18 protein-coding genes are annotated in these 16,292 nt (G+C 35.0%); 10 read left to right on the top strand and 8 right to left on the bottom strand.

Features of this window, described 5'->3' with window-relative positions; genetic code table 11:
* Together QWT87_RS12005 and QWT87_RS12000 are read left to right on the top strand one after the other, a co-directional pair.
* On the top strand, positions 1-723 hold a 723-nt coding region (locus QWT87_RS12005), incomplete at its 5' end, for an RHS repeat-associated core domain-containing protein (protein WP_302716283.1).
* 883 nt (positions 724-1,606) lie between these two features.
* A complete protein-coding gene (locus QWT87_RS12000) occupies positions 1,607-1,759 on the top strand; it encodes a hypothetical protein (RefSeq protein WP_302716282.1) in 153 nt (50 codons plus the stop codon).
* 49 nt (positions 1,760-1,808) lie between these two features.
* On the opposite strand, the gene QWT87_RS11995 is transcribed toward QWT87_RS12000, so the two are convergent.
* Entirely contained in the window at positions 1,809-2,072 is a 264-nt protein-coding gene (locus tag QWT87_RS11995) for a helix-turn-helix domain-containing protein (protein WP_302716284.1), read from the bottom strand.
* Between the two features lie 362 nt (positions 2,073-2,434).
* On the opposite strand from QWT87_RS11995, the gene QWT87_RS11990 reads away from it, so the two are divergent.
* The 6 genes from QWT87_RS11990 (at position 2,435) to QWT87_RS11965 (ending at position 7,900) form a co-directional block, all read left to right on the top strand.
* Positions 2,435-3,253, top strand: a complete 819-nt coding sequence (locus QWT87_RS11990) for a hypothetical protein (protein ID WP_302716281.1) — start codon at positions 2,435-2,437, stop codon at positions 3,251-3,253.
* Positions 3,254-3,425: 172 nt separating this feature from the next.
* Positions 3,426-3,821 (top strand): hypothetical protein, encoded by a 396-nt coding sequence (locus tag QWT87_RS11985; protein ID WP_302716280.1) that lies wholly within the window; start codon positions 3,426-3,428, stop codon positions 3,819-3,821.
* A gap of 7 nt (positions 3,822-3,828) precedes the next feature.
* The gene (locus QWT87_RS11980) at positions 3,829-4,563 is read left to right on the top strand and encodes a CsgE family curli-type amyloid fiber assembly protein (protein ID WP_302716279.1); all 735 of its coding nucleotides are present in this window, start codon (positions 3,829-3,831) and stop codon (positions 4,561-4,563) included.
* 11 nt (positions 4,564-4,574) lie between these two features.
* Positions 4,575-4,982, top strand: a complete 408-nt coding sequence (locus QWT87_RS11975; RefSeq protein WP_087712102.1) for a curli production assembly/transport component CsgF — start codon at positions 4,575-4,577, stop codon at positions 4,980-4,982.
* Between the two features lie 31 nt (positions 4,983-5,013).
* Positions 5,014-6,378, top strand: coding sequence for a CsgG/HfaB family protein (locus QWT87_RS11970; protein WP_302716278.1), 1,365 nt, complete (start codon positions 5,014-5,016; stop codon positions 6,376-6,378).
* A gap of 10 nt (positions 6,379-6,388) precedes the next feature.
* Positions 6,389-7,900, top strand: coding sequence for a carboxypeptidase-like regulatory domain-containing protein (locus QWT87_RS11965; protein ID WP_302716277.1), 1,512 nt, complete (start codon positions 6,389-6,391; stop codon positions 7,898-7,900).
* Positions 7,901-8,113: 213 nt separating this feature from the next.
* On the opposite strand, the gene QWT87_RS11960 is transcribed toward QWT87_RS11965, so the two are convergent.
* From QWT87_RS11960 to QWT87_RS11930, 7 genes are all read right to left on the bottom strand, one after another.
* Positions 8,114-8,761: a response regulator transcription factor gene (locus QWT87_RS11960; RefSeq protein ID WP_087712167.1), complete on the bottom strand. Its 648-nt coding sequence runs from the start codon at positions 8,759-8,761 to the stop codon at positions 8,114-8,116.
* A 229-nt stretch (positions 8,762-8,990) separates the two neighbouring features.
* Positions 8,991-9,458 carry an OsmC family protein gene (locus QWT87_RS11955; protein ID WP_302716276.1) on the bottom strand — a complete coding sequence of 156 codons (468 nt, stop codon included), beginning with the start codon at positions 9,456-9,458 and terminating at the stop codon, positions 8,991-8,993.
* 1 nt (position 9,459) lies between these two features.
* Positions 9,460-10,365 (bottom strand): hypothetical protein, encoded by a 906-nt coding sequence (locus QWT87_RS11950; protein WP_302716275.1) that lies wholly within the window; start codon positions 10,363-10,365, stop codon positions 9,460-9,462.
* A 100-nt stretch (positions 10,366-10,465) separates the two neighbouring features.
* Complete coding sequence (locus QWT87_RS11945) at positions 10,466-11,884, bottom strand: T9SS type A sorting domain-containing protein (RefSeq protein WP_302716274.1); 1,419 nt, start codon at positions 11,882-11,884, stop codon at positions 10,466-10,468.
* An 80-nt stretch (positions 11,885-11,964) separates the two neighbouring features.
* Positions 11,965-13,524, bottom strand: a complete 1,560-nt coding sequence (locus tag QWT87_RS11940; RefSeq protein ID WP_116099359.1) for an Rne/Rng family ribonuclease — start codon at positions 13,522-13,524, stop codon at positions 11,965-11,967.
* Between the two features lie 365 nt (positions 13,525-13,889).
* Complete coding sequence (locus tag QWT87_RS11935) at positions 13,890-14,180, bottom strand: HU family DNA-binding protein (RefSeq protein ID WP_027388329.1); 291 nt, start codon at positions 14,178-14,180, stop codon at positions 13,890-13,892.
* A 140-nt stretch (positions 14,181-14,320) separates the two neighbouring features.
* Positions 14,321-14,992, bottom strand: a complete 672-nt coding sequence (locus QWT87_RS11930) for a LuxR C-terminal-related transcriptional regulator (protein WP_076392021.1) — start codon at positions 14,990-14,992, stop codon at positions 14,321-14,323.
* A gap of 180 nt (positions 14,993-15,172) precedes the next feature.
* Between QWT87_RS11930 and tssO the strand changes: the two genes are divergently transcribed.
* Positions 15,173-15,709 carry a type VI secretion system TssO gene (gene tssO / locus QWT87_RS11925; RefSeq protein ID WP_302716273.1) on the top strand — a complete coding sequence of 179 codons (537 nt, stop codon included), beginning with the start codon at positions 15,173-15,175 and terminating at the stop codon, positions 15,707-15,709.
* Between the two features lie 11 nt (positions 15,710-15,720).
* On the top strand, positions 15,721-16,248 hold the full coding sequence (locus tag QWT87_RS11920) for a type VI secretion system transmembrane protein TssO (RefSeq protein ID WP_087712127.1): 528 nt from the start codon (positions 15,721-15,723) through the stop codon (positions 16,246-16,248).
* Positions 16,249-16,292: the final 44 nt, after the last annotated feature.

The following is a 16,292-nucleotide window of genomic DNA, read 5'->3' as shown; positions in this document are numbered from 1 at the left end:
GGCATGTATGATTATGGGGCAAGGTTTTATATGCCTGACATTGGAAGATGGGGCGTTCAAGATTTATTAAGTGAACTTTACTATTCATACTCACAATATAATTATGTTGGTAATAATCCCATTATCAGGACAGATCCAACAGGAGCAGATTGGTACACAGACAAAGATGGTAATTACCAATATAATTCCAATCTTAATAAAGATAACGCAGATAAGTTCTTTAAAGACAATAAAATTGAAGAAGCAAAATATTTCGCGGCTAGTGGTAAAGCTATTTCTGGATATAATTTAGGAAAAGATAATCAAGAAATTACTTCAAGTTATAATTTAAATAGTGATGGCTCGGTAACTGATAATATTTTAGGTAAAAACATTGATGCTGGTTCAACAGGACAATTAGGAGAAACAGGTAAATCTGTGACTGCTGTGGATGATAGACCAACAGGTGATTTAAATAAGAATGGTGATAAATTTTATTCGAATGATAAAAATACATATCAATTAAATAATAATCATTGGGTTAAATTATCTGGTCAAATGGTTGATGCAAATGCTCTTCATGCTGGTGGAATGGGATCTATTTATTCAACTCACAATTCTATTACCTTAGTAGATCGTGCTATTTATAATGATAATTTAACAACCATTTTTGATTATACAATTGATTTAAAAGGATTGGCAGTTGGTATGGGTTTATCTTCTATAGAGAAAGGGGAAATTTGAAAAACCTTCTATAAAAGGTCTTGCAATTGGGTTTATTTATAATTTTTATTCAGGAACTTTTTAATCAATTAAATTCAATAAGAGAACATGATGAAAACGCTGAGAAAAATATAAATCAGAATAAAAAGTAATGATAAACGGTAGAATTATTATAAGAGTAATTATATATTTATTGAAATTTTGTGGAATTATCATAGGGATTGATATTATATATAATATTATAGTGCATCATCAATTAAAATCAGTTAATATAATATTTGATATTATTTTTGGCTTTCTTTTTTGGATACTATTTCTTTTTTCTGACAGATTGCGGTCTCATAAATTTTGATATTCCCGATCCCCCGATCTCGCGGATTTATAATCCGTGAGCAACAATAAAGAACCCACCGCTTTGCGAGGTCACTGAAAAACCTTGCATCTTACGCCAGCCTATTCATTTAGGATGAAAAATAAGAGCTTATTACAAGATTTAAAAATCCGTAATAAGCTTTTTATTTTTTTGGGAAGTTGTTTTTTTGATTTTTTTGAGTGGTGATTTTAATCTTATTACAATTGATTTTGAAAATTCGGTACAGAGATTTATTTTCTCTACAATAATTTCAGGATTCTCTTCAGATTGACTACGAAAACAGCCATTGCGCCCTGCATCTGCATGTTTTCTATGCCGTAAGAAGTGGCTCTTTGATAGCCGTGTACATTTTTCAGTTCGCTGCCGCTTTGCGGTGGGTTTTGTTATTTAACGTGAATTCGGAGAAAAACATGAGGTGCTTAATGTCTAAAATTAATATTTTAGAATTGAACAAATACTAAAACACCTCATGAAAAACAAAGATATGCTTTTTGACGAAAATCTATTGATAGAAATCCTTTAATAGAGAGTGTGAACGATATTTTTACTTCCGTCTTTGATCTGGAGCATTCCAGACACCGAAATCCCGATAATGCTTTAACCCATATGATCTCTGCCATATGCGCCTATTGTTTTTACCCGGAAAAACCATCGGTAAATTTCCCGAACTGGATAAATGCATAGATGGCAAGGACAACTAAATATAATTCAATATTTTAGAGTCGAGTTCACGTTATTTAGTGAACGCCTGTTTCGTTTTAAAATTTTGGATAATGTTATCCACGAGAAAGAACAGATGTTCTTTAGTTTCAGTATCAAGCTTGTCAATATCTTCAATGCGCTTCATTACTTCTTTATCATAAGAAGAAATCTCGCCTTCCCCAATTAAATAATCTACCGTTACATTAAAGGTTCTTGCCATTTTCATCAGTACTTCAATAGAAGGAGTATTTGCATTGCGTTCGTAGTTCCCGATGATGGTTCTGGAAACTTCAATCCTTTTGACAAGATCTTCCTACGAAATATTAAAAAGAAATGTCATGAGTCTTTACAGAATATTGGTTTTATAGTCTAAGAATACAACATCCAAATTAAGAATCATTTGAATTTAATCAAATCCTAACAAAGTTCTTATAAATTCGTTCCCCCAAAATATTAGAAATAAATAACGATAAAACCTCTATTCTTTAGCCAACCCGTATTTTCCCCTAATCAGAACCCGTGATGCAATAAAAACAGCAAACGGTGATAAAACCGTACTGTAATTGGTGATTTTTAAAATTTACCATTTTATTGTGGTTCGCGGAGTTGCTGTAGAGTCTACCTTTGTCTTACTATTAACCAATTAATTTTTATAATATGAAAAACTTAGTTACAGGCGTATTTACATTAATGGCCATGGGATTCACATTTGCACAGGCAAATATGGATATGAGTACTCAAAACGGAAACATGAACGTTGCTACAGTAGACCAGACAGGTCTGATGAACGTAAATCAATTGAATCAGGATGGTAACAGAAACACTGCGGATATTGATCAGGTGGGAATTTTAAACACCAATGAGGCAGAAAGCTTAGGAAACCGAAATGCTGTAGACGTAGAGCAGACTGGTGTCGGAAATTCAAATCTTACAAGCCAGACCGGAAATCGTAACGAAGCTACAACTTGGCAGATAGGTATGCTTAATTCTACACAGCAGACACAGCTCGGAACAAGAAACGAAACATTTTCTACACAGTGGGGAAATATGAATACCGCTGTTCAGTATCAGGACGGAGAAAGGAATGATGCTTCCTCTTTCCAGTGGGGGAATAGCAATGCTGCTACCCAGATCCAGTTAGGACAGAGAAACGAAGCTTCTTCCACTCAGGTAGGTGATGAGAACACTTTGCTGCAATATCAGCAGGGTAATGATAACAGTGCAACAAATATTCAGACAGGCGATAACAACATTGCTGCAGCCTTTCAGGTGGGAGACGATAACATGGCAATGGGAACCCAGACAGGAGACGACAACCTGTTGGTTCAACTGCAGATCGGAAATGGAAACAGTGCTATGAATACACAGACGGGTGACGGAAATCTGGCGGCGGTAAGCCAAAGCGGAGATGCACACATCCACATAGGAAATCAAATAGGAAACAATAATTCTTTAATGGTTAATCAATCAAATTAGTACTTCTGTAATCTGAAGTTTGGGAGAGACGACAGTCTCTCCTTTTTTATTTTTTAGCCGTAGTTTATAATCCGTGTTTATACGTAACTGTAAGCAGTGATTTTGACGGATTACCAATTATACGTGTTTTATAGCAAGTTACATTAGACTAACTTTATCAAAATTAATAATCATGTTTACTCTAAGATGGGTTTTCTTTACAATGTTCTTCTTCATATCTGTAAAATCTCAACAGATAGATTGGGACAGGATTAACAGCAATAATGTTCTCAGCCTTATCGCTGTACAGAATCAGGATCTTGTGGCTTCCTCGGATATTATTCAGATGGGTAACGGTAATCATGCAGAGTTTTCCATCAATGCTAAAACAGATATTGTGGTAAGACAGTCGGGAGATTATAATACGCTTTATTTTGTGAATTCATTTTCGGAAGCCGAAACAAAAACTGCAATTACAACTCAAGGTAATAACAATATTATTGATATCACAGGAAGCAACAGGATATCCGAAGGTTTGCAGATCCACGTAAAAGGAGATAACAAAACCATCTTCATGAGGAATTATTAAAAATAGGATGATGAAAAACAGGTTTCCCCTTATTTTGTGTACTTTTCTTATCCTTCTGTCACACACCACTTTCGGGCAGGAGGATAAAAAAGTCACTGCAAAGATAGAAAGCAGAATTGTGGAAGATCAGATTCAACTCAAAGCAGTGGTTGCCAACAACACTCCAATCTATGCAGAACTCAATTATCTTCTCATTTCAATAAAAAAGGGAAACGGAGGAAATCTGTCTAACAATAAGCAAAACGGTAAATTTTCTATCAATCCTAATGAAGTAAAGGTTTTGTCTGAAATAAATGTAAACCTTGAGAAAAAAGACGCTTTAAAAGCTTTTCTTTATGTAAAAGATGAAGAAACACAGAAACTTATTGCGAAAGACAGCCTCGAACTTAATGGAGATTTATTCAGAAAGAAAATAGCCGGAATTGAAGAAGATGTTTTTTTCGAGTTAAAAGGTTTAACCATTGATGAAACCAAAAGCAAAGTAGGAAAGGACTTCTATGATATGTTTTACATGACTTACAGCCAGATTAAAGATAAACTGAATGCCGCTGTAAAAATCTCAGAACTTCCCGTCCGCGGAACCAACGGACAGATCAATATCGAAATTGAAGATAAAATTATATATAGTTTTATAACCAACCCAAGCGAAGATTACCTGAAAGAACAGTTGGTTGCCACTTTAAAGTATATAAAAGAATTTAATGCTAAAAAAAATCTGATAAAGAATGAATTCATCTATTAATAACATCAGTCATGAAAACTCTTATTATTCTACTGAGCATTTTTGCGGGAATTTTCTCAGGAAAAGCACAACAGCTCGTTTACAAGCCTATTAATCCCGCTTTTGGAGGAGATACGTTTAATTATCAGTGGCTTTTGAGTTCAGCAAACGCTCAAAATCAGTTTGATGATAAAAAAAGCAACAGCTTACTTGATAATTTTAATTCTCTCGACAGCTTCAGCCAGAGCCTTAACCGTCAGGTTTTGAGTGAACTGTCCAGAAAATTATTTGCAGACCAGTTCGGAGAAGAAACTATTCAGCCGGGAAATTACCTGTTCGGCTCTATGTATTTACAGATTACCGCTACCGCTCAGGGACTGCTGATTAATATTTTGGATACCAAAACAGGTGATCAGTCCGAGATTGTTATTCCAAAATAAAGAAGATTACCAATTACTAATTTTTTTGACCATGAGATCCACAACCTACACCAGAATTTTTTTCTGGGTAACGATGCTGTGCATTCTGCAGGCATGCAGCTCTTTGCTCGGATTGCCCTCCAGTCCGGAAAAGTCTACGCTTGGCGAAAACACATCGTATACCACAGAACTTAAAAATTTACCCTTGCCCAAGGAAAAAATCGTGATCGGAGTATACAAATTCCGGGATCAGACAGGGCAGTACAAACCTGCAGAAAACGGAAATAACTGGAGTACAGCCGTTCCGCAGGGAACCACAACCATTTTAATTAAAGCATTAGAAGACAGCAAATGGTTTATCCCGATTGAAAGAGAAAATATTGCCAATCTTTTAAACGAAAGACAGATCATCCGTTCCACAAGGCAGGAATACCTTAAAGATGCCGATAAAAACACTCAGGCATTGCCTCCACTCTTATACGCCGGAATTTTACTCGAAGGAGGCGTTATTTCCTATGACAGCAATATTATGACGGGCGGATTGGGTGCACGATACTTCGGAATCGGTGCTTCTACACAGTACAGACAGGACAGGATTACCATTTATCTGCGTGCCGTTTCCACATTAAATGGCGAAATTCTTAAAACTGTCTATACTTCAAAAACCATTCTTTCCACGAGCGTTAACGGAAGTTTTTTCAGATATATCGATACCGAAAGATTGCTGGAAGCAGAAGTCGGTTTAACGCAGAACGAGCCTGTTCAGCTTGCCGTAACAGAAGCGATTGAAAAAGCCGTAAAAGGATTAATTGTGGAAGGAATTAAAGATAAAATATGGGGGAAATCAGCCGATAATATCGAGAATTATCAGGCAATACTGGATGAATACGACAGAGAGCAGAAAAATAATGTAAACAGAGCGATCGGAAATAAATTTCCGGGCAGTTACCGAAAGAATTTTGCCGTTTTCGGAAATGTTGAAGCACAAAAAATTAAAGACGATTACGTAAATCCCAAAATGAATATTGGCGGAAAACTGGGCTTTAAATATTTCATGAATCCGAATTTCAATCTTGAATTCAATTCAAATGTATTTACGTTAGAAAATGAAAACATCGTAAAAAGAACTTTCATTGTTCCCGAAATTAACATCGAATATCTGCTTTTCCCGAAATATAAATTTACACCCTACATTTACGGTGGGGCAGGAGTGATGTATTCTGAGATCAAACCTCAGTACAAAGCACAGTTTGGCGGCGGCTTCGAGTATATTTTTGCTAAAAATATAGGCTTAAGAGCATTTTCTCAGTACGATCTGGGTTTTAAAGACAAATGGGAGGGGCTTATCAACGGGCAAAGAAAAGATCAGGCACTGAGATTTTCGCTGGGACTTAATTTTTATATCGGTAACCAATAACCCCTGAACTATGAAAACAATATTTAAAATATTCAGCATCTTTCTTCTTTCTTTACTTCTTTTTTCCTGTAATGAAGAGCTTGTAGATCAGGCACAGACAGGAACGCTGAAAGGAAAAGTAGTAAAAAGGGGAACCAATGTCCCAATTGCCAATGTGAAGATTTTCACTTCTCCCAGCACACAGACTGTATTTTCCGCAGCAGACGGATCTTTTGAAATTGCAGGAATGCCTATCGGAAATTATTCTGTAAAAGCAGAACTTACCGGCTACGTTACCAATTATCAGGCAGTTAATATTCAGACCAATGATCAGGCAGTAAGTGTGGTTTTTGAAATGGATGACGACAAATCTTTAAATTTTCCTCCCACAGCTCCGGTATTACTCAGTCCTGTTGATAATGCGGTAAGCCAGCCTTTAAGTGTAGAACTTACATGGAACGCAAGCGATCCGGATACCAAAGATGAACTTAAATACAGTTTAACAATTAAAAATAATATCAATACAAATGTTGTTCAAGTAAATGATTTAACGGTAAAACATTACACCCTTTCCAATCTTAATTACGGAGTAAGCTATTTCTGGCAGGTTTCTGTTTCAGACGGAATCCATCCTCCGGTGATGAGTGCCATCGGAAAATTTACCACCAGTACAGTTCCGACGAACAGATATCATTATGTTAAAAAACTCAATGGGAATCTTGTGATCGTTTCCAGTGATGCCTCAGGAACGAATTTTCAGTTTACCAGTTCTTCTTTCAACAGTTGGCGTCCTAGAAAAAACAATAATTCTGGGCTGGTTGCTTTTTTAAGAACAGAAGGCGGCAGCAATCATATTTACACTGCAAATCCCGACGGTTCCAATCTTTTTAAAGTAACCACAGTGCCGGTTGCAGGCTTCAGGAATGATGAGCTGGATTTTTCCTGGAGTACAAACGGACAGGAGCTTTTATTTCCAAATTTTAATAAATTATACAGAATTAATAAAGACGGAAGTGGTCTCAGTCTCGTGTACACCACACCCGATGGCAGCATGATTTCCGAATGCGACTGGAGCTACGACGGATCTAAAATTGCTTTAAAAACAAATGATTACAGCGGTTATAATTCAAAAATTTATGTGATTGATATGCTGGGAAATGTTCTTAAAACTGTTCTCACAGGACTTCCCGGAGCCAGTGGCGGACTGAATTTTTCTGTAGATGGGCAAATGCTGCTTTACTCTCGGGATATTTCAGGATATCAGGATACTTCCGGAAATTACAGACAATTGGATTCCCATGTTTTTGTCTATAATCTCACAACAAACACAAACCACGATATTTCGGCAGAAAGCGATAAGATGATGGGAACTAATGACCTTGATCCCAGATTTTCGCCGAACAATGCTCAGGTAATTTTCATGAATACTTCTAATGATAACATCTCCCAACGGAATGTTATGGTTATTGATCTGAACAGCTCGATGACGGATCTCACTAGAGCTGTTCTTTTCAGTAACGCGGAAATGCCGGATTATGAATGATATTGATGAGGTTACTTTTTGTGAATAGCCAATGAATTCACAGGTACAGAATGGTTAGCTGTCAGTCCTTAATTACCATTTGTCTGTGTCGCAAAATTGGCTGTTCACCTTTTTTTAAGAGATAACATTTTTTTGATTTTTTCATTGTTCTTAAAAGGAAATTCCAAACCCGTAAGTTTGGAATTTTTTTTAATGAAAAATTGGAGCTGCTGTTTAATCTATAATATGATTTTCCAATGCATATTTTACAACTCCTACCGAATTTTTTACATTCAGTTTAAGAAGAATTCTTTTTCTGTGTGTTTCTACCGTGTTTATACTTATGAAAAGTTTTTCAGAGATGTCTTTGCTGCTGAGTCCGTCGCAGATAAGCTTCAGGATTTCCATTTCGCGCCTCGTTAACGGATCTTTTATTTGGTTTTTGCCCGTGTCCTGCTCATTGCTGATGAAGTTAATCATTCTGTCTTTTGCATGATTGCAGACATAGATTTCATTGGAAAGAAGTGCTTCTATAGATTTTATAAATTCATCGTAGCTGCTGTTTTTATCCAGATAGCTTTTAATTCCTTTGTTGAATAATTTTCGGATATCGATCACGTCATAATCGTTTCCTATAATAATAATCTTAATCGCTTTATTTTCGGTGGTAATATTTTCCACAGATTTATACAGTTCCGTAAAAATCAGCATATTGGCACTGATCATGAGAAATTCCGGCGGATCGTCCTTCAAAAGTATTTTTAATGCTTCCGGGCAGTTGCAAATATCAATTGTTGTGAAAATTCCACTTTGTTCGAGAAGTTTTGAGAGCCCTTCCGTATACAACAGAGGCTCGTCGAAGATGGTTAATCTTGGTCTCATCATGATTAGTTTTAGTTTATATAAAAATAAGAAAAAAACTTAATATTTATATAAATATAATCAAAAAATATCTAATTACATTGATTAAATTGTTAAAATAATACAGTTATTTATGATTATTTGATAAATAATTCCCTTTGGTTTGATTTTTAAGGGCTATTTTTAGAGTTATTGATTGTAAATGCCTTTATTTATCATGCTTCTCAATGGTCTGTTTTAATTTGAAAAATTATTTAACTAACACTTTTGGGATATGTTTTATCGGAAAATTTACAGAATTGGCGATGAAACAGAATTCATTTGCTTTTTGATGAAGTTCTGTTGCTTTTTCAATCATAGACTCTTCCAAAACCGTAACTTCTGGATGAAGAATTACTTCCGTAAAATGTCCGCTTCCGTTTGCCAGTTCTGTCATTATACCTGTAGGAAAATCGCTATAATCCGTCACTACAACTCCCGCTTCCGAACAAAAGTGAAGATACCAAAGCATATGGCATGAGGAAATTGAGGAGAGAAGCATTTCTTCGGGATTATATTTTGTCTTGTCACCACGAAATGCCGGGTCGGATGAAGCCTCGATTAGAACTTTATTTTCTGCAGAAATTTCATGACTTCTTTCGTAGTCTCTGTAAGAACTGGTTCCTTTTCCTGTATTTCCGGTCCAGCGAACGGTTATTTTGTATTGGTGATTTTTCATTTTAGTTTTTTAAAAAAGCATAGAATTTAGAATCTTTAAGAATATTTTTTACTATTTCTGCCCGATCTTTTTTAGTTGTTGTATCATACAGTTTCCAATACGGCAGTGTTACATTTCTGTCTAAGAATTTAATGCTGTATGCAGTATACTTGTTTGTCCCGCTCATTTTCTTTTCTGAAATCAAATTTTTAAAAGCCTTTTCAAATTTTATTTTTAAATCTTCTTTTGTATTATTTTTTAAAAGAAGATCATAAGCTTGCTTAATGATTTCAGAATTATCAGCCAAACCGTTTTCTATCAATAATGGGATTAAAATATCCAGTGCTTTTTCATTTTCCTTTAGTCCGATATAACATTTACTGTATTTTTCTGCCATGAAAATCTCCCTCATTGCAATAGCATTACCACAAAAAGACTGAAAAGGATGTTCATTCGCTTTGTCCAGAAATTTTACTGCCTCTGTAAAGTTATTATTTTCAAGTTCAATGTCTGCAAGGTTTTTATAAATTTGATTTAGATATGAATTTTTAGAAGAAGAGAGAAATTGGTTGTCATGCTCTTTACCGTTTTTTTGATCTTCTGTTAATTTTAAACAAAAAAGATAGGATTTTTTTGCATTATCACGTTGATTTAGACCTTGCTCATTCGATGCTTTGCCTAAAAATGCAGTAAATAAATATTCAGAATTCGGATAAGTTGCAATGAACTGATCATATTTTAAAAGAATTTCGCTTTGAATATGCGAAATACTTTTTGAATCAATAGAAATTGTATCATTTTCAGAAATAATTTTATTCAGTAAAGAATCTTCAATTTTAAATATTTCGCTTATCGCAACAGAATCTTCCTTCTGCCCAAAGGCAAAAAATGAACACAGTAGTAAGAGTAAAGAGAAAATGTTTCTCATTTCAGGTATTAGTTTTTATAATAAGCGTGTAAAATTATGAAAATCAGTCCATAAAAAATCTCCGTATTTTTACGGAGATTTTAAATTTTATGCGTTAAAATTAATTTTTGATAAGTTTTTTTGTTAAGATTTTTCCATTTTCAAAAGTGGTTTTTGCAATATAAACACCCTTTTGAAGCTCGGAAACATTAGAATTGTTTTCTCTAACGGTCTTTAGAAGCTTTCCGTCAATAGAATAAATGTCTATTTTGCCTATTTTTTCTTTCGATTTATAAACTAAATTTTGCTTTACAGGATTCTCAAAAGAAATATCATTCTCAGCTTTTGTAATATTTAGAGTTGATAATGTAGTCATATTAAATAAATATTTTACAATACTTCCGCCGACATTTGAAATAATATTATTGTTGTTGACTATTATTTCTTCAACACTAGCAAAAGAGCTGTCCTCATAAAAACCAAAATTAGAAGCTATTGAGCCGCCTTGAGTGAGTTTTGTGAAAAAAACAGGAGATTCATCTGATCCGTAAGGAATATATGGATGAGAAGATTGGTTTCCTCCAATGTAATAATGCCCATCTTTTTCAATAATGCTTTTTGCTAAAGCAGTGGGATGTATTGCAGATAAAGCACAATTAAATGTGGTATCAAGAGCTCCATCAGGGTTAAGTCTAAAAACTTCATTACCGGCAGGATTTGATTTTGAAATAACAATCTTATTATTGCTGTCTATAATTGCTGTACTAAAAGGAGCAAAATCTAAATTAGACTGTAAAACACCATTATTTCCAAAGTTCATTAGCGGCTGTCCATTCGGATTGAATTTTTCAATGATGCCATTACTGTAGGGTGAGTTGATTTTAGTAAGACAAATAATATTAGATTGATTATCTAGTAGTACAAACGCGCCGTAGTAAAAGTTTCCCTGAATTGCTACGGAACCATTAACTCCGAATGAAGTATCCATACTTCCGTTAGCATTAAGCCTGTAGATAGCAGTAGAATTATAAATGAGTATTTTTCCATTTTGTAAGAGTAGTCCTAAAGAACGACCATTTGTATCACTGTTAAAATCATTAGATATAATAGAGACTCCATTAGTTCCGAAAGTGGTATCTAATTGTCCGCCTGGAAGTATTCTGTATACAATTTCTACATTGGCAGAACCGGAAATTCCCCCACTGACATTACCGTAACCAAAAATTACAAGCTTTCCATCAGGTTGCATTTTGGATTGACATTGATAAGTGTAATAAGGTAACTGAATTTTTCCATTGTTTCCAAAATTCGAATCCAGAATTCCATTATTTGTAAGCTTATATACAAAGGTTTCGTTACCATTCGGCACAGAATAAGATGAATAAATACTGCCATTGGAATCTTGAGTCATAGTCCATGAATAGCTGTAATTGGCAACATCAGATAGTCCGTTTGAACCAAAAGAAAGATCTTTGGAAATAATCTGTGCAAAAGTAAGATGTACTACAGTAAGCAGCACAAGAAATAATAGTTTTCTCATTTGTGTTTAAAATTCTTTTGTGTAATCTGATACAAATATATAAAAAAACCTCTGGTTCTCCAGAGGTTTAAAATTTTGTATCAATTAGAATATCCTATCAATTCTTCTTTGTTGGAATTGTAAATTCTGTATTCTAAATATTTAAAAGAATCCCTTGGAATAACGGTTACCCACTTTTTGTATTTCATAAACCATTTCATCTGGATGCTTTTTATTCCTTTCGTAAGGTAAGCTTCCACAAACGGATGTACATGCAGGTAAAGTTTTCCTTTTTCCTTCTGCATAATGGTTCTCAGGGTTTCTCCCATTCTTTCCACAATAACGATCGGAGCTACGATTTCTCCGTCTTTATTCGGGTTTTCTTCTTTGGTGTCGATCTGTTTTTCCGGACGGTTTCTTTGTCTGGTAATCTGAATGAGCCCGAATTTACTAGGCGGAAGAATTTTATGGCGGGCTTTATCACGCTTCATCTCTTCCTTCAGATGTTCGTACAGATCTCTTCTGTGTTCGGGGTTTGGCATGTCGATAAAATCGATCACAATAATTCCACCCATATCACGGAGACGCAGTTGTCTTGCGATCTCGGTTGCTGCCATTTTATTCACCTTTAAGGCGTGTTCTTTATTTACGGCAGTTCCGGTTGTGATGTTGTTTCCGGAGTTTACGTCGACTACGTGAAGTGCTTCTGTGTGCTCTATCACCAGATAAGCGCCTTTTGAGCTTGGGATATTGACGTGTTTTCCAAAGCTTTGTTTGAGCTGTTTTTCAACATTGTAATATTCCAGAAGAGGAATATGGGAATCGTAAAAATGGACAATGTTTTTCCTTTCCGGAGCGATAACTTCCAGATAGTTTTTCATCTCTTCCACCATCTGTTCGTCGTCGCAGGTAATGCTCACGAAATCTTGGTTGAAGTTGTCTCTTAAAATAGCTGAAGCTTTATCGTCTTCGCTTAAAACTCTGGACGGAACTTTATTCTTCTGTATATTTTTGAAGGTTGTTTCCCACTTCTGAATCAACTGATTCATGTCATTGTGCAGGTCTGCAACTTTTTTACCTTCGGCTACGGTTCTTATAATAACCCCGAATCCTTCAGGCTTGATGCTTTCGATTAACGTTCTCAGTCTCTCTTTTTCTTCGGAACTTTTTACTTTCTTGGAAATTGAAACCTTGTTATCGAAAGGGATGAGTACCAGAAATCTCCCTGTTAAAGAAACCTGAGTGGAAATTCTCGGTCCTTTGGTAGAGATCGGTTCTTTGGTAATCTGCAGCAGCACAAGATCGTCTTTCGCGATTACCTTGTCTACCGTTCCGTTTTTGTCTATTTCGGGCTGTATCTCGAAATTTTTTAAGCTTGAAGTATTTTGTTTCTTGGAAATCGTATCCCGTAAAAATTTTCTGTACGTGAGATATTGCGGTCCCAGATCCTGATAATGCAAAAAGGCATCCTTTTCGTATCCTATGTTTACGAAAGCTGCATTAAGGTTTGGTGCCAGTTTTTTTACTTTCCCAACAAACAAATCTCCAACTATAAAATCGCTTTTGTCCTCTTGCTCATGAAGTTCACATAGTCTTCCGTCTTCCAGCAGTGCAATCTTTGTAAGATCATCCTCATGCGAAACTATTAGTTCTTTCTTCATTTTGTTGTAAGATAAAATTGTTAAGATTGTAGGAAAAGAGTGTTTTTTTCATCAAATAAATTTTAACCTTAAGTTAAGCATAACAATTGAATGAATGATATTTTTTTTGATAAAATATAAAACGTTCTTTTCCTTAGACATCTTATAGTTGCAAAACAAAATATAGTCGGTGAGGCTTTAAAATTTAAAATCACCAACTATATCTTTATATTGTAAATCCCGAGAAAAAGAGATTATTTCTTCTTATGTCTGTTCGCTCTTCTTCTTTTCTTTCTCTTATGAGTTGCAACCTTGTGTCTTTTTCTTTTCTTTCCGCTTGGCATAATTATAATTTTTTAGTAACTAGTTAATATTCAGTTAATTTCTTATTTTACTGTAACTTTCGTTTTTACTTTCTCCACAAAAGATTTTGATGGTTTGAAAGCAGGAATGTTATGAGCAGGGATTTCAATGGCAGTGTTTTTAGAGATGTTTCTTCCTGTTTTTGCTGCTCTTGTTTTAATGATAAAAGATCCAAAACCTCTTAGATAAACGTTATCTCCATTATACATAGAAGTCCTGATTTCTTGCATAAATGCCTCTACAACTTTCTGTGTTTCATTCTTTTCGGTTCCCAACTTATTTGAGATGGTGTTTACCAATTCTGCCTTTGTCATTTCCTTATTTTAATTTTAAATTTTAGGTGTGCAAATTTAGTTAAAAAAATTGAATATTAGCAAATTAGTGGTAAAATATTTTTTGATAAGAGGTTGAGAACTTAGTATTTATTCTGTAAGCATATTATATTAAGTCACCATTACATACTGGAATTGTAGTAACCATTCTCCACACAGAAGCGGATGAGGTGAAGTTTTGTCTTTAATCCGAGCTTTTCTGTAAGACGGTTGATGTACGTATCAATTGTTCTTGTGCTGAGATTCAGTTTTTCTCCTATCTCCTTGTTACTGAAGCCTTCATAGCAGAATTTCATCAGTTGAATTTCGGTAGGAGAAAGCTCTTCCTGGCTTTTTTTCTGGCGGTTCATATAATCCATTACCGCCAAAGGCTGTTGTTCCCACTGTTTTGTGTACGCTTCATAATCGAAGCTGTCTGAGGTTATTTTTCCTTTGATAATTTCTTTAATAATCGTACTTTTTTTCTGGCAGTAAAAAGTATTGGGAATTTTAGAAAGAATTTCCGCCATATCTTCCTGATAAGTTCCGGAATACGTAATAATCGGGGTTTCAGAATCGCTTTTCCGGATGTATTTAATGGCTTCCAGCCCGCTGAGAACAGGCATAAAAAGCTCTACAATAAATACATCTTCCTGCCTTCTGTAATTCCTGCTGATCAGTTCATGCCCGTTGTTGCAGTCGTTCAGCAGCATGTAGAACGGATTTTCCGTCAGCGTCTTGATCATTATTTTTTTAAAATAAAAATCACTGTCGGCAATAGAAAATCGCACAGTATTGGTTAATATTTTGCTCACTTTTAATATCGATTTGGTGGATGATAATTAAAATTCAGATCACTAAATTAGGAAAATATGCTGAAAGTGAAAATTAATCTTAATTTAATTCGAAAAATAGAATTATTTAATGTAAAAACTTAAATTTTGTGCATAAATTATTTTTTTATAATTTCACAGAACCAAACCAAATCACAAAATATGTCTTCGATCAGGGAGAAAAAACTAAACAAAGCAGACGTTAGGGTAGGCATTTGGAAATTTGTTCTATCATTCATTGTCTTATCAGGTGTATCCTTCATCTGTGTCTTTTTCTTTTTTAAAAGCTATGATATCCAGCGGGAAGGAATCAAAAAACAGGCGGATGACTACCGCGAACTGCTCACCAGAAGCGACCTTCTCAGAATTCATGTAGACAGCATCCTCTATCGTATGGATCAGCTCGACATCAATAAAGTGGATAACGATATTTTCCTCCGCAACTACATCATGGATAACGTAAGAGATGCCAAAAACATCATGGGAAAAGACAGTGCCAATAATTTTAAGCATTATTCCATTCTCATGAAGCAGATTGAGCCAATGCTTGCCCTGAAAAATCAGATCGTGAACGTTTCCTATAAAGAGCAGAATGCTTTACGGGATCTCAGCGAATGCCGCGGTAAAGTAGGCATTGTAAACCACGAACTCAGGGTAGATCCTACAAGAAAATTTTCGGGAAGCCGACGAAGAAGATAAAAACTAAAATTATGCAGGGACAAATCACACTATCTAAAAAAGAAAGGCATTACCAGTTTTTATATTTAATTGTAATGCTTTTTGCAGCACTTATTTTTCTGGGAATTATCTTTTTAAAAGGTTTTGAATCTCCGTTTTCAGACGAAGACATGATCTCGGTACAGAATCTTGAAGAAAAGGCAAAATTTGATCAGAAGCAGAAATTTTCTTACAAAACTTTAGACAGTACCTTTTCTATGATTAATAAGCTGACAGACGAATCGCCGCAGCCTTTCGTGGAAAGCAATATCATGTACGGAATTAACGACGTTGCCAATTACTTCCAGAACGGAGATAATATTTCAGACATCAGAAAAGATGCATATCCGCAGATTGCGAAATTCTACAAAATGTATTTCAACGATAAAAAATTAATTTCCAGCAAAACAGAAAACATTAAAAGCTTCGAAAAACAATTTGAAGAATGCTCCATTGGCTTTAAAGAAAAGAAAAGTCAGCTTTTTCAGAGGGAAACCGCTTTAAAAGCAAGAACTCAATAAATTTTATCTTTTCATAACAACACACCAAATAAAACACATCCATC

The sequence above is a fragment of the Chryseobacterium urinae genome (assembly GCF_030518295.1).
GTDB lineage: Bacteria > Bacteroidota > Bacteroidia > Flavobacteriales > Weeksellaceae > Chryseobacterium > Chryseobacterium mucoviscidosis.
This window is presented reverse-complemented; position numbering and strand designations above follow the sequence as displayed.

Bases quoted from the DNA above. Each gene is read 5' to 3' on its own strand.
- QWT87_RS11990 (WP_302716281.1), top strand. From the start codon at position 2,435: ATGAAAAACTTAGTTACAGGCGTATTTACATTAATGGCCATGGGATTC.
- QWT87_RS11985 (WP_302716280.1), top strand. From the start codon at position 3,426: ATGTTTACTCTAAGATGGGTTTTCTTTACAATGTTCTTCTTCATATCT.
- QWT87_RS11980 (WP_302716279.1), top strand. From the start codon at position 3,829: ATGATGAAAAACAGGTTTCCCCTTATTTTGTGTACTTTTCTTATCCTT.
- QWT87_RS11975 (WP_087712102.1), top strand. From the start codon at position 4,575: ATGAAAACTCTTATTATTCTACTGAGCATTTTTGCGGGAATTTTCTCA.
- QWT87_RS11970 (WP_302716278.1), top strand. From the start codon at position 5,014: ATGAGATCCACAACCTACACCAGAATTTTTTTCTGGGTAACGATGCTG.
- QWT87_RS11965 (WP_302716277.1), top strand. From the start codon at position 6,389: ATGAAAACAATATTTAAAATATTCAGCATCTTTCTTCTTTCTTTACTT.
- QWT87_RS11960 (WP_087712167.1), bottom strand. From the start codon at position 8,761: ATGAGACCAAGATTAACCATCTTCGACGAGCCTCTGTTGTATACGGAA.
- QWT87_RS11955 (WP_302716276.1), bottom strand. From the start codon at position 9,458: ATGAAAAATCACCAATACAAAATAACCGTTCGCTGGACCGGAAATACA.
- QWT87_RS11950 (WP_302716275.1), bottom strand. From the start codon at position 10,365: ATGAGAAACATTTTCTCTTTACTCTTACTACTGTGTTCATTTTTTGCC.
- QWT87_RS11945 (WP_302716274.1), bottom strand. From the start codon at position 11,884: ATGAGAAAACTATTATTTCTTGTGCTGCTTACTGTAGTACATCTTACT.
- QWT87_RS11940 (WP_116099359.1), bottom strand. From the start codon at position 13,524: ATGAAGAAAGAACTAATAGTTTCGCATGAGGATGATCTTACAAAGATT.
- QWT87_RS11935 (WP_027388329.1), bottom strand. From the start codon at position 14,180: ATGACAAAGGCAGAATTGGTAAACACCATCTCAAATAAGTTGGGAACC.
- tssO (WP_302716273.1), top strand. From the start codon at position 15,173: ATGTCTTCGATCAGGGAGAAAAAACTAAACAAAGCAGACGTTAGGGTA.
- QWT87_RS11920 (WP_087712127.1), top strand. From the start codon at position 15,721: ATGCAGGGACAAATCACACTATCTAAAAAAGAAAGGCATTACCAGTTT.